Below are 12,897 nucleotides of genomic sequence, written 5' to 3'. Positions count from 1 at the left end.
TTCATCATGTCGGAAGTGAAGGAACGACAGTCTTTAGAATACTGGGCAGGTAGGGCACCTGAGTATTCTGAGCTGCATATGAAATCATACCGAAGCGATAAACGCATGCGGTTTGCCTCGCAAGTGGCGATGAGCTTGCCTGCTGAGGACAATATCAAGGCACTTGATATCGGGTGCGGTTCAGGCTTCATGACGATGCTGCTCATTGATGCGGGGTGTAGTGCCACGGGCGTTGATTTCTCGGAAGAGATGCTCGCCATGGCGCGAAAGAATCTTGCAAAGAGGGGCTACGAGGCAGAGCTTATGTGCATGAATGCACATAAGCTCGAATTCCCCGATGGCTCCTTTGACTTTATCGTTTCGCGAAACGTGACATGGATTCTCGAGGATGTGGATGCTGTCTATGCCGAGGTTATGCGCGTACTCGCAGAGGGCGGCGTGTTCCTTAACCTCGATGCGAATTATGGGAAGGCATTCAACGAGGCTGAAGCGCGTGGCGAAACGCCCACTCATCCCACGCAATCGCTCGAGCAGCTGCTGATGCGCAACGATATCGCTCGCGATTTGCCCATCACATTGGTCGATCGTCCGCAGTGGGACATCGAACAATTTTGGAAACTTGGTGCGAGCGAGATTCGCTGCCGTCGTCTTGGCGCGGGGCAGAACACGCCGGGCAGCGCCCAGTTTGCGCTTGAGGTTCATAAGGGGCGTTCCGGGTTGGGTGACGATGCGAATTGCGTCAATGCGCTTGATACCCCTTCCCAGCCCGTTCTGAGAGAAGAGGGTTCTGGGGCTGATGCCTCTGCGCTTGAGGCGCGGGCCAAGGTCATGCTCGTCGACTACATGAAAATGGGTGTTTTCGAATTCGATCCAAGGAAGTTCGTTGTGCGGAAAGAGGGCGTGCCCGTAAAGCTCACGCCAAAGGAGTTCAACTTATTGCTAACGTTGGCGCGCAATGCCGGTTCGGTCGTTTCCTCCGATGCACTGGTAAAGGCTGCTTGGGGAAGCGAATACTCCGATGGGCACGCTAACGTCGCCGTCTACGTAAGCCGAATAAGGCGCAAGATTGAAGAAGATCCTAAAAACCCGCGCTATTTGATGACTCGCTGGGCTTCTGGCTATGTCTTTTTCCCAGATGGTAGGGAATAGGGGTGTAGCTGAATCCGATTTCGCGGGGAAATCGCGGCGGTAGTGGCGGGTTTGCGGCAGGGCGTTGATCGGCCTTTGTTTTTTTTGGGTCCCCTACGTATCCAATTGCATTTCGCCCCCTTGTCCATTCGCCGTATTGCAACCGCTCCGTTAATTGTTTCCCCTTCGGTGCTATTTATAATGAATGCAAGGCAACATCCAGGTGAGGGGGAAGCATGAACGTCAAAGTCGTCTATTACTCTCAGTCGGGCAACACCGAGGCCATTGCCAATGAGATAGCCAGCGAGCTGGGCGTGCCCGCGTACACAATAGATGAAATGCCGGCCGCCGCTCTTGATTGCGACGTGCTTTTCCTTGGGGGTGCGCCGTACTTGAACGCCCTCGCCAAAGAGCTTCGCGAGTACGCGAATGCCATTCCCGCTGGTAAGGTAGGCCGCGTTGTCCTCTTCACCACATCGGGCGTATCGCGTCGCACGATTCTTGCCCTTCGCAAGATTCTTCTTCGCAAGGGCATTCTCGTCGATTGCAAGCATTTCTTCGCTCCCGAATTTGCCATCGAGTCTCGCAAGCCGGCTGCTCGCGCCTTTGCTCGCAAGCACGTGAAGGAAGCGAATTCCATCTGCTGCGGGACCGACGTGAAGGCCGTTGCCGTCACGGCTATCTCCATTGCCGTCGCAACGGCAGCCGTTGCGGGGGTGACGGTTGCCGCCGTGTGCGGGGCAAGGCATTTCAAGAAGCGCTAACGTGCGCGAACAAGGAACGGGGGAGCGCATTTGCTCGCGCATCTCTGCGTGATGGCGCGAATACCGTCGATTTGCGTGCGCTCGGTCCCGTTTCGGCGAAAATACGCTGCCGGATGTTAAAAATTCGTCTTTCTGAACATTTCCGCCCCGAATGCGCGAGGGCCTCATTTCGGCGACCTGGGCAAATGCGATTCGAAGCTTTCGACTTGCTTGCTTTGAGCCGATTTTGGCCCCAGATTTTGTTCAGAGCGGCAAATTTTTGCATTTTCATGCTCCGTTTTTGCCAAGGTGCTTCCCGTCGGTATCGGAGTGGGGGATTCGCGGCCTTTCGTTCATGCATTTCGCGTGCATTCCCTGTAGTCGCTTTAGCGCAGGCTAGCGCGCGAAGGGCGTGCGGTATCATGTGGGAAATCCAACCCTGAACGAGAGGTACATCTATGTGTTGCGAAGACCGTAGCGGTCTCATTCACGAGCGGATAACCCTGCTCTCCAACGAGAAGGTGGGTCCCAGGCTTTTCGTGATGCGCGTTGAAAGCCCGCGCATTGCCCAGGCGCTTCTCCCCGGTCAGTTCACGCATGTGCGCATCCCGCAGATGGAATCGCACATCCTTCGCCGCCCCTTCAGCGTATACGAAACGTTCCCCGAAGAGGGCACCATGGACATCCTGTACCAAGTCGTGGGCTATGGTACGGAATTCCTCTCGCAGCTTCCCGCTGGCACGCAGCTCGACCAGATTGGCCCTATCGGTCGTCCCTGGGATGCGCCCGAAGGCGAAACGCGCGTGCTCGCCGTTGCGGGCGGCGCGGGTGCGCCGGCTACGTTCATGCAGGTGAAGCGCTGCGTTGAAGCGGGCGTTCCCGTCGATGTGGTGCTTGGCGCGCAAAATGCCAGCGCTCTGGTTACGCGCGAGCGTTACGCCGCGCTGCTTGGCGCCGACCCGGTTTGCGCCACCGACGATGGCTCGTATGGCTTCAAGGGCTTCGCGACCATCCCGGCAGCCGAGCTCATGCAGAAGAACGAATACAGCCGCGTCATTACGTGCGGGCCGGAACCGCTCATGCGCGCCGTGGCCAACAGCGCAGCCGAAGCTGGCATCGCCTGCCAGGTTTCCATGGAGCGTCGCATGGCATGCGGCGTAGGCGCCTGCCTTTCGTGCGTGGTGGAAACCGCCCAGGGCAAGAAGCGCGCGTGCGTCGATGGTCCCATTTTTGAAGCTGATCAGGTGGTGTGGTAATGACGCAGGTGAATATGGCCGTCAATTTGGGCGGCTTGGAAATGAAGAATCCCGTTACCGTGGCTTCGGGCACGTATGCCGCTGGCCGCGAGTACAACGATTTTGTGCCCGTCGAGATGCTTGGCGCAGTCACCACGAAGGGCGTGTCGTTGAACGGCTGGGAGGGCAACGCAAGCCCTCGCATTGCCGAAACGCCTTCTGGCATGCTGAATTCCATCGGCCTGCAGAACCCTGGCGTGGCCGTGCTGAAGGAAAAGGACCTTTCGTGGCTCGAAGGGCGTGACGTACCCGTCATCGTGAACGTCTCTGGCCACAGCTTCGAGGAATACGTGCAGGTCATCGAATCGCTCGACGACGATGATCGCGTGAGCGCCTATGAGGTGAATATCAGCTGCCCCAATGTCGATTCGGGCGGCATGACGTTTGGCACGCACGTTCCCAGCGTGGAAAAGATCGTGGGCCTGTGCCGCGAGGCCACGAAGAAGCCCATGATCGTGAAGCTTTCCCCGAACGTCACTGACGTCACGGAAATCGCCCGCGCGGCCGAAGCCTCGGGTGCCGACGCCCTTTCGCTCATCAATACGCTTTTGGGCATGGCCATCGACGCACGTACCCGCAAGCCCGTGCTTGCTCGCGTGGTGGGCGGCCTTTCCGGCCCGGCCGTGAAGCCCGTTGCTCTGCGCATGGTATGGCAGGTGCACAACGCCGTAAACGTACCCATCTTGGGTATGGGCGGCATCATGAACGGCACCGACGCCGTCGAGTTCATGCTCGCGGGCGCTACCGCCGTTTCCGTGGGCACCGCCAACTTCGTAAACCCCCTCGCCACGCGCGAGGTCATCGAGGGTATTCGTGCATACTGCGAAGAGCAGGGCGTAACCGACGTGAACGAGCTGGTAGGAGGCCTGCAATGCTAGAGAACTGGAAAGACGAAGCTCCGCGCGACCGCATTATCGTTGCGCTCGACTGCGACCGCGCTCGTGCGCTCGACCTGGCCGACATGCTTTCCGGCCATGCGGCATGGCTGAAGATCGGCATGACGCTGTTCTACAAGCTGGGCCCCCAGATCGTCTACGAGCTGAAGGAGCGCGGCTTCAAGATCTTCCTCGACCTGAAGTTCCACGACATTCCGCATCAGGTGCGCGGCGCCGCCTCGTCGGCTACGCATAATGGCGCCGACATGCTCACCATGCACGCCGTGGGCGGCCTTCCCATGATGCAGGCCGCCGTCGAAGGCGCGCGCACTGCTGCGAGCGACTTTGGCATTCCCGAGCCTGTTACGCTGGGCATCACGGTGCTTACGAGCATGAATGCCGAAACCCTGGCAACCACGGGCGTCACTCGCTCGGTGGAAGAGCAGGTTCGCGCGCTGGCTTCCATGGCCAAGGAAGCTGGACTTTCGGGCGTTGTGGCCTCGCCGCTCGAGGCTCCCATCCTGCGTGAGCTGCTTGGACCCAACGCGTTTATCGTCACGCCTGGCGTACGTCCCACCTGGGCTTCTAAGGGTGACCAGTCGCGCGTTACCACGCCTGCCATGGCGTTCGAAAATGGTGCATCGCACCTGGTCATCGGCCGTCCTATCACGGAAGCCGACGATCCCGTGGCTGCTTTCGAGCGAATCGTTTCCGAGCTTGAAGAGGCGTAAAATCCATCGAATTTACGGTTGTTTTTGTCCGTTCAACGGCCGCTTGAGCGGACAAAATCCTAAAAATGCTGGTCATAACCATTGTTTTGTATTAGGATATCCACAACGGCACGGAAGTGCATAACCTAAAGCGAGACAAGGAGATCTGAAGATGGCAATTCCTCAGCTCACCCCAGAAGAGCGCAAGGCTGCTCTCGAGAAGGCAAAAGCTGCTCGTATCAAGCGCGCGGAGGTCCGCGATCAGCTCAAATCTGGCGAACTCACGCTGGCCGATGTCCTGAAGCAGAAGGACGATCCGGTAATTGGCCGCATGAAGGTTTCCACGCTCATCGAAACGCTTCCCGGCTATGGCAAGGCCAAGGCCGAAAAGGTTATGAACGAGCTTCATATCGCTGAAAGCCGCCGTCTGCGTGGCCTGGGCGAGCGTCAGGAAGCCGCTCTGCTGGAGCGCCTGGCCTAGTGGCGCGCCAGGGCAATCTGTACGTCATATCCGGGCCATCGGGTGCAGGTAAAGGCACCCTGGTGGCCCGGCTTCTTGAGCGGGTACCCGATGCATGGGTATCCGTTTCTGCTACCACGCGCGCGCCGCGCGCGGGCGAGGTCGATGGCGTTCAGTATTACTTCATGACCGATGGTCAGTTCGACGACCTTGTAGCGCAAGACGGCTTTCTGGAGTGGGCAAACGTTCATACTGCGAAGTATGGCACGCCGCGCGCCAGCGTCGAGGAGCATATCGCCGCGGGCGAACAGGTCATCTTGGAAATCGACGTCCAGGGTGGCTTCCAGGTGAAGGAAAAGTTCCCGTCGTGCCACCTCGTTTTTATCGAGCCGCCTTCCATGGAAATCCTTCTGGAGCGCCTTCGCGGTCGCGGAACGGAACCAGAAGATGTGATTGCTGCGCGAATGAAGGTCGCACAGGTGGAGCTTCAGCAAAAAATGAAGTATGATTACACGGTTGTAAATGACGACCTTGAAGAGGCTACGCAAAAACTCGTTGCCTATATCGAGGATCAGGCAACCGGTAATTACGAAGGATAGTACGAATGAGTCTTATCGAACCCAAGATCGACAAACTGCTCGAGGAAACGGAAAACGACCGCTTCCTGCTGTGCGCCGTCGCTTCGCATCGCGCGCACGACATCAACGATATGCTTCGTGGCCAGCGCGAACGCGCTATTCAGCTGCAGACCGCCGTGGAAATCGCCCGCGCTTCCAACAAGAAGCCGCTTTCCATTGCATTTGGCGAAATTGCCAAGGAAGACGTGTCGTTCGATCCCGGCACCATCGACGCAAAAACGCACTAAACGCGTAGGTATAGCTTCATCTGGCGCCCGCTTGCTTAGAGGCTTGCGGGCGCCTTTTGCGCATTGTTCACTTGGAAGGTAGTCATGGAACTGCAACGCATTTGCCTCGTGCATTATCACGAAATCGGCCTGAAGGGCCACAATCGCACGTCGTTTGAGAATCGCCTGCTCAAGAATATCGAAGCGCTGCTTTCGGCGTATCCCATCGTAACCATTCGCCGCATTTCCGGCCGCTTGTGCGTCTTTATCAAGGAAGGCACGAGCTATGAAGTCGCGTGCGAAATCGAAGATGCCATCGCGGGCGTTCCCGGTGTGGCGCGCGTGTCGTGCGGTTATAAGTGCGATCGTGAGATGGGTATCATGAGCGAAGCGGCTCGCATGGCGCTGGCCGAGGTGGGCGATTTCTACACGTTCAAGGTGGCCTCGCGTCGCAATCACACCGACTTCGACATTCCCTCCATGGAAATCAGCCGTTTGGTTGGTTCCTATCTGTGCGAGCATTTCCCCGAAAAGAAGGTTCGCATGAAGGATCCCGACGTCAAGGTGGGCGTCGAGGTCATTCAGGGCAATGCCTATGTGTACGCGCGTTCCGTGCGTGGCGTAGGTGGTCTGCCCGTGGGTTCCAGCGGTCGCGTGATTACCATGCTTTCGAGCGGTATCGACTCTCCGGTGGCTACGTGGCGCATGGCGCGCCGCGGTGCCATTCCCATCGCGGTTCACTTTAGCGGCCGCCCGCAGACGTCTTCTACCAGCGAGTTTCTGGTCGACGACATCTGTCACGTGCTCGAGCGTACGGGCTGCATCGCGCGTTGCTACATCGTTCCGTTCGGCGACTATCAGCGTGAAATTGCCTTGGGTGCCCCGCCCGAGCTGCGCGTCATCCTGTACCGTCGCCTGATGTTCAAGGTTGCGCAGCGCATTGCCCAGCAAGAGGGTGCCAAGGCCATCGCAACGGGCGAAAGCCTTGGTCAGGTGGCTAGCCAGACCATCGACAACATCTTCGTCACCGACGCTGCGGTGAACATGCCCGTGTTCCGCCCGCTCATCGGCAGCGACAAGCAGGAAATCATCGCCGACGCCCAGCAGCTGGGTTCCTTCGAAATCTCCAGCCAGGACGCCCCCGACTGCTGCACGCTGTTCATGCCGCGTAATCCCGAAACGCATGCCAAGCTGGAAGACGCGCTTGCCGCGGAAGAGCAGTTCCCCCTGGAAGAGTGGATCGATTCCATCATGGAGGCCGTCGAGGTTCACGACTATGCGTGCCCCTCGTATAAGAAGCGCCGCCGCAAGGAATAGGGCTTCTGCAACAATTGTGCAATGGTCGCGCCATCCTTTCGCGAGGGTGGCGCGACTTTTCTTTGCTCGCGCGGCGACTGCGTACACGTAGGCTGGGTGCATGACCGAAAGGATGCGCCATGCCCTTTATTGACCCATCTGAACAGCTTTCCGAGAATATGCACGTGGGAGAATGCAGCGTTCCCATGCTTGTTGGCATCGTCGCACTTGTGGTGCTCGTTATTGGCCTCGTTGTCTTCAATGTTGCCCATGCCATGGCGGGCGACCCGTTTAGCGTATCGTCTGCTTCGGCAAGTCAGGAGGCTCCTGCGGGCGATCCTGCGGGTGAAGCGCCTGCGGAACCTGATGAAGCGGCGCGCGTTGTCGTGTACGTTTCCGGGTGCGTGGTTGCGCCTGGCGTGTACGACTTTCCCGAGGGCACGCGCGTGGGCGCCTGCATCGATGCTGCTGGTGGTTTTACCGACGAGGCGAACTGCGACGCCCTGAATCTTGCGCGCGTGGTGCAAGATGGCGAACAGCTGCTTGTGCCTGCGGCAGGCTCGCCAGGCGCCCCTTCTGGGTCGTCTGGATCCTCTTCGGTCTCTCCGGCTCCGGGTGCAGTAGGTGGCCTCGTCAACATCAATACTGCCTCTGCCGCCGAGTTGGAAACCCTTTCGGGCGTGGGTGCCTCAACGGCGAAGAAGATCGTGGCGAATAGGGAAGAGGAAGGCCCCTTCAAGTCGAAGGAGGACCTGAAGCGCGTCCCGGGCATTGGCGAGAAGAAATATGCCTCCCTTGCGGACAGCATTTGCGTATGATCAGTCGGATCCTGCGCCCGAACGGCCGGCCATCCAGGCATTGCTCCTGGTGGCGCTTTCGCTTTGGTCGTGCTTGGCCGCATTGCAGGCATGCGCGATCCAAGCGACTGGCGCGGTTGTTCCTCTCGTGTGCGGTGGGGTGGCGATAGCCGTTGCGTCGTTGGTCTGCTTGGCCTTTCTCGTTGTGCGGCGCATCGCGCTTTGCGGCTTGGGCGCTTCGCTCGCCATACTGCTGTTCGTGGGCCAATCGGTTGCGTATGATGCCTGCTTGGCCCAGGTGGAAGGCGGGCAAGCGGGCTCGTATACAGTGCACGTTCTGTCCGATGCCACGGCGGGGCAGTTTGGCGAGTCTGCTGTGGGCGAAACGCAATTGTCGTCTGGCGTCACGGTTCGCGTTCGGCTGAACCTACCGCAGGATGAAACGGTTCGATGCTGGGATGTCGTATGCGTGCATGGCGCGCTGAAACCCCCATCCGAAAACGCTGCGGTTCAGTTCAGACAAAAGGGGCTTGTTGGCTCGCTCACTGCGAAGTCGTTGGAACGAGTGGACGTTCCCGGGGCGCTGGCGGCTATTTCGTCGTTCAGGGAGTGCTGTGCTTCCGCTATCAGGGCGTGCTCAGGCGAGCATACGCGCGATGGGGCCGCGCTGTTGAGCGCTGTTTTGCTCGGCGAGCGCAACGAGCTGCAGGCAAGTGACCTGTACGGCTGCGTAAAGTCGTGCGGATTGGCGCACATCGTTGCGGTGTCTGGCTCCCATTTGGCCATTCTCATGGCGTTGTTGCTCTACGTTTTGAAGCGGCTTCACGTCCGCCGCGCCCTCGTCATTGCAATATGCCTGCTGTTCATGGTTGCGTACGTCCTGTTCACGGGGGTTCCCATTTCGGCTTTGCGCGCTATGTTCATGACGTCGGCCATATTGCTGTCGTATGTCGCGCGGCGACGTGGCGCCTCGCAGACGGCGCTTGCGCTCTGCATCATCGTGATGCTATCGCTCAATCCCTCTGTCGCCTTGCAGGTCTCGTTTTGCCTATCGACATTGGCGACACTCGGCATCGTGCTGTTTTCCGCGTACCTGTCCCGCTGGTTCGCGGTTCTATTCCGTGGCTATGGGCGCTTTGCGTCCGATACCCTGGCACTCACTTTTGCAGCGAGCGCATTCACCATTCCCGTTTCGTCGGCGCTCTTTGCACAGCTCTCCTTAGTGTCGCCCCTTGCGAACGTTATCGTGGGTCCTTTGTTTGGCATACTGTGCGGTGGTGGTCTTCTGGCGACGTGCTTGGCTGTTGCGCTTCCCGTGCTTGGTCAGCCTGTCTTGTGGCTGGTTACTCTGTTCGCCCAGTTCGTTTGCGTGCTCATTCGCCTTTGTTCATGCGTTCCCTTTGCTTGCGTTCCCGCGTCGGGCTCGCTTCCGTTTTTGCTTGGTGCGAGCGTTCTGGGTGCCGTTGTGCTCTATGTTGCCTGGCCCCAGCCGACTGTTCGTCGTACTTGGTGCAGCCTTGCGCTGGGCACGTGTGCGTTTCTTGCTGCGCTTTTTCTGCCTGGCTTCTTCCATGGCGACGAGGTCATCATGCTCGACGTGGGGCAGGGGGATGCCGTTGTCCTGCGCAGTGGTTCGCATGCCCTGCTCATCGATACGGGGACGCATGATGCGCAGGTTCTTGCGGGTCTGGCGCGTCATGACATTCGCTCGCTTGATGCGGTGCTCATCACGCATGCCGATGACGATCATTGCGGTTCGCTGTCGGCCATTCTGCAGTCGATGCCCGTGGGAACGGTATGCGTTGCGGCCGATCTGCCTACGTGCGCGAACGATAATTGTCGAAGGCTCATGCAGGTCATTGGCCAGACACCCGTTACGACGCTATCCGCGGGGGACGTTATATCCGTGGGGCATTTCTCGTTGCGCGTGTTGTCGCCCGCTTCCTTTGCCGATGATGGAGGCAATCAGGATAGCCTTGTCTGTCTGGGGTCATGTGATGCGAACGGCGATGGGGAAGTAGATGCTCTTGCGTTGTTCACGGGCGATGCCGAAAGCGAGGTGCTTGATGGCTTGAACGACACGCATGCGCTGTGCGATGTCGACATTCTAAAGGTCCCTCACCATGGCTCTCGTGCGGGGCTCAACGAGGAGCTCGTGCGTACCTTGCGCCCCGAAGTGGCGCTCATTGGCGTGGGTGCGGGCAATCGCTATGGGCATCCTACGAGTGAGGCGCTCGGCTTGCTCGAATCGTCCGGGGCAGTTGTTTTTCGCACTGATATGAACTCAGATGTTGTGTGTGCTGTCTCGCCGCAGGGTGTCACCGTAGCGCCGAACAGGTAGAATGGAACCATGGCTGAAAAGAACGAACAGGGGCTTCTCCCCGCATATCTGGTTACCGGTGCCGACGAACTGAAGCGCGAGACGGTCGTCAAGCGCCTGCGTCAGCGCGTCGCGAAGGAAGGCGACCTGGAGTTCAATTCCGATGCTTTCTCTGGCGAATCCGACACGGGCGAGGCCATCGTGGCCGCATGCAATACGCTCCCGTTTGCCAGCAACGTTCGCCTGGTACTCGTTACGAACGTGGAAAAGCTCAAGAAGCCCGATCAGGAAGAGCTTGTGCAGTACCTTTCCGAGCCGTGCGCCACTACGGTACTCTGCCTGGTATCTGCGGGCTTGGCGAAGAACACGCGCCTGTACAAGGCTGCTGCCAAGGTGGGCAAGCAGGCTGTTATCGACTGCACGCCGCCCAAGCATGCCGAACTGCCGGCGAAAGTCCGAGCCATGGCGACATCGCATGGCGTCACCATCACGCAGGCCGCGGCGAATACGCTCGTTGAGCTCGTAGGCGACAATACCGTGCAGCTCGACTCTCAGTTGCAGAAGCTTGCGCTGGCGCATCGCGGGAGCGACCCCATTAACGAGACGGAAGTTCTGAATATGGTCAGCCGCACGGCGGAAATGAAGCCGTGGGATTTCACCGATGCATTTTCCGAGCGCAATTTGAAGAAGTGCCTGCTCGTGCGTTCGCGCATGGAGAGCATGACGCCGTATGCGCTCATGGCCATGTGCATTACGCGCGTTCGCGAGCTCATGATTGCCCGTGCGCTTCTTCAGCGCGGTCGTATCAACGACCTTCCAGGCGTTTTGCATGCCCCCGCTTGGCGCGTGAAGCGTCACGCCATGTGGGCGCGCAGCTTCACGTCGGAAGAGCTGCATCAGGCCCTCATCGGCGCTCGCGATGCCGAAGCTGCCATGAAGAGTGGTTCCGACCCTGAACTCGTCTTCCAGAATTGGGTCATCTCGGTCGTCGAGCGTTCCGCGAAATAGCGCTGAACGACTCTCGCTCTTTCTTGCGTTTCCAGTTTCCGCTTCGTACCTATTTCCACTCCGTGCCTTGTCGGATCGGGGCACATTGCGGCGGGTGCGTAGACCCCAAAACGAAAATGAGCTAAATCGAGCGTCGTTTTTGGATAACTCCAGACAATAGAAAAGCCGCTCAATGAGCGGCTTTTCCCACTTGATATGCGAACGAATCCGATCGCTATGAATAGTTTACCTTATTCGGCAGACTCTTCAGCTTCGGCAGCCTCTTCAGCGGCAGCAGCTTCGGCCTTCTTCTTGGCGGCAGCGGCTTCAGCCTTCTGGGTGGCCTTGCGGTTCTTTTCCTTGATCTTGGCGGCTTCTTCCAGAGCAGCGATCTTGGCGGCCTTGGCAGCAGCCTTCTTCGTGCCACCCTTGGCTACGGGAGCCTTCTTTTCGGGGGCCTTGTAGTTCTTGCGATCCTCTTCGGTGGCAACCGTGTTGGCGAGCTTCATGATGCCGCTCTTGCGGTTGGCAGCCTGGTTCTTGTGGATAACACCCTTGGAAACGGCGCGGTCCATCATCTTGCAAGCGTAATGAGCGGCTTCGATGGCCTTGGGGCCGTCCTGCGCAGCAACAGCGTCCTTGACGGCGCGAGTTGCGGTCTTCAGCTCGGAACGGATAGCGCGGTTGCGCATACGAGCTTTCTCGTTGGTAATGATTCGCTTCTTCTGGCTTTTGATGTTCGCCACGTCTGTATCCTCCGTTAATACCAAATGTTTCAAACGAAAACTTTGAAATCGTAGCACAATCCATGTGCATTGGGTACCTCTAAGCGACCGAAATACTCACATTACCGTAATTCTGGTTAATGCTTGTATATGGCGAACGTGGTACATTCGTTGCAAGCACGGCTGGACGTTATATGCGCTCCGACCACGGTTATAGTAATAGAGAAGAGGGGACACATGAGGCTGAACGTGCGCAAATCCACAATTACACACCATACGACGCTCTCTTTCCGCAGCGCAACGCTGTTTGCCTGCCTGAGCGCAGCGGCGCTCATGTGCGCCTTGTTCCTGGGCGGATGCGGTCCCCGAGGGCACCAGATCGTGTCGCCAACGAAGGATTGCACCAGTTGCCATGGCGAAAAGACCACGTATGGCACCACGGCCCACAACGATGCCCTGCATTCCAACAACACGGTTACCGTCTCCACGAAAGCCGATAAGGTTTCCGTCTGCACGCCGTTGTTCACCTCGGCCGACGGAACTGCCTATACACCCATTCTCGATCACGTGGAAAATGTGGAGGGCGGCAAGGTGACGCTCCAGCTCGACGATGGCGTGTGGGCCATTTGCCTCGATAACGGCGATTCTTCTGTTGGTCAAATCGTGGTTGTAAGCTCCGACGAATCCGATTCGGCCACGATTACGCTATAGTTCTAT

Annotated in this window: 14 protein-coding genes; 13 read left to right on the top strand and 1 reads right to left on the bottom strand. The window is 58.4% G+C overall.

The window, feature by feature from the left end; translation table 11 throughout:
- The first annotated feature begins 6 nt into the window (after positions 1-6).
- From AAY81_RS06010 to holA, 12 genes are all read left to right on the top strand, one after another.
- Positions 7-1,149, top strand: a complete 1,143-nt coding sequence (locus tag AAY81_RS06010; RefSeq protein ID WP_082867892.1) for a methyltransferase domain-containing protein — start codon at positions 7-9, stop codon at positions 1,147-1,149.
- A 215-nt stretch (positions 1,150-1,364) separates the two neighbouring features.
- Entirely contained in the window at positions 1,365-1,892 is a 528-nt protein-coding gene (locus tag AAY81_RS06005; protein ID WP_066662659.1) for a flavodoxin family protein, read from the top strand.
- Between the two features lie 437 nt (positions 1,893-2,329).
- Positions 2,330-3,127 carry a dihydroorotate dehydrogenase electron transfer subunit gene (locus tag AAY81_RS06000; RefSeq protein WP_066662657.1) on the top strand — a complete coding sequence of 266 codons (798 nt, stop codon included), beginning with the start codon at positions 2,330-2,332 and terminating at the stop codon, positions 3,125-3,127.
- Entirely contained in the window at positions 3,127-4,044 is a 918-nt protein-coding gene (locus AAY81_RS05995; protein ID WP_066662654.1) for a dihydroorotate dehydrogenase, read from the top strand. The genes AAY81_RS06000 and AAY81_RS05995 overlap by 1 nt, the downstream gene beginning before the upstream one ends.
- Complete coding sequence (gene pyrF / locus AAY81_RS05990; RefSeq protein WP_066662650.1) at positions 4,038-4,772, top strand: orotidine-5'-phosphate decarboxylase; 735 nt, start codon at positions 4,038-4,040, stop codon at positions 4,770-4,772. The genes AAY81_RS05995 and pyrF overlap by 7 nt, the downstream gene beginning before the upstream one ends.
- 151 nt (positions 4,773-4,923) lie before the next feature.
- A complete protein-coding gene (gene mihF, locus AAY81_RS05985) occupies positions 4,924-5,232 on the top strand; it encodes an integration host factor, actinobacterial type (protein WP_066662647.1) in 309 nt (102 codons plus the stop codon).
- On the top strand, positions 5,232-5,810 hold the full coding sequence (gene gmk / locus AAY81_RS05980; protein WP_066662644.1) for a guanylate kinase: 579 nt from the start codon (positions 5,232-5,234) through the stop codon (positions 5,808-5,810). The genes mihF and gmk overlap by 1 nt, the downstream gene beginning before the upstream one ends.
- A gap of 5 nt (positions 5,811-5,815) precedes the next feature.
- Positions 5,816-6,076, top strand: a complete 261-nt coding sequence (locus AAY81_RS05975) for a DNA-directed RNA polymerase subunit omega (protein WP_066662642.1) — start codon at positions 5,816-5,818, stop codon at positions 6,074-6,076.
- 84 nt (positions 6,077-6,160) lie between these two features.
- On the top strand, positions 6,161-7,372 hold the full coding sequence (gene thiI, locus AAY81_RS05970) for a tRNA uracil 4-sulfurtransferase ThiI (protein WP_066662640.1): 1,212 nt from the start codon (positions 6,161-6,163) through the stop codon (positions 7,370-7,372).
- Positions 7,373-7,491: 119 nt separating this feature from the next.
- Positions 7,492-8,169 carry a ComEA family DNA-binding protein gene (locus tag AAY81_RS05965; protein WP_066662632.1) on the top strand — a complete coding sequence of 226 codons (678 nt, stop codon included), beginning with the start codon at positions 7,492-7,494 and terminating at the stop codon, positions 8,167-8,169.
- Positions 8,138-10,489 carry a DNA internalization-related competence protein ComEC/Rec2 gene (locus AAY81_RS05960; RefSeq protein WP_082867891.1) on the top strand — a complete coding sequence of 784 codons (2,352 nt, stop codon included), beginning with the start codon at positions 8,138-8,140 and terminating at the stop codon, positions 10,487-10,489. Before AAY81_RS05965 ends, AAY81_RS05960 begins: the two co-directional genes overlap by 32 nt.
- Positions 10,490-10,498: 9 nt before the next feature.
- On the top strand, positions 10,499-11,476 hold the full coding sequence (gene holA / locus AAY81_RS05955; protein WP_066662622.1) for a DNA polymerase III subunit delta: 978 nt from the start codon (positions 10,499-10,501) through the stop codon (positions 11,474-11,476).
- A gap of 230 nt (positions 11,477-11,706) precedes the next feature.
- Here the strand turns inward: holA and rpsT are convergent, their stop codons facing one another.
- A complete protein-coding gene (gene rpsT, locus AAY81_RS05950; protein WP_066662619.1) occupies positions 11,707-12,201 on the bottom strand; it encodes a 30S ribosomal protein S20 in 495 nt (164 codons plus the stop codon).
- Positions 12,202-12,417: 216 nt separating this feature from the next.
- Here rpsT and AAY81_RS05945 point away from each other — a divergent pair, with 216 nt between their 5' ends.
- Positions 12,418-12,891 carry a hypothetical protein gene (locus AAY81_RS05945; RefSeq protein WP_066662616.1) on the top strand — a complete coding sequence of 158 codons (474 nt, stop codon included), beginning with the start codon at positions 12,418-12,420 and terminating at the stop codon, positions 12,889-12,891.
- Positions 12,892-12,897 lie beyond the last annotated feature (6 nt).

The organism is Denitrobacterium detoxificans, assembly GCF_001643775.1.
Classification (GTDB): Bacteria; Actinomycetota; Coriobacteriia; order Coriobacteriales; family Eggerthellaceae; genus Denitrobacterium; species Denitrobacterium detoxificans.
This window is presented reverse-complemented; position numbering and strand designations above follow the sequence as displayed.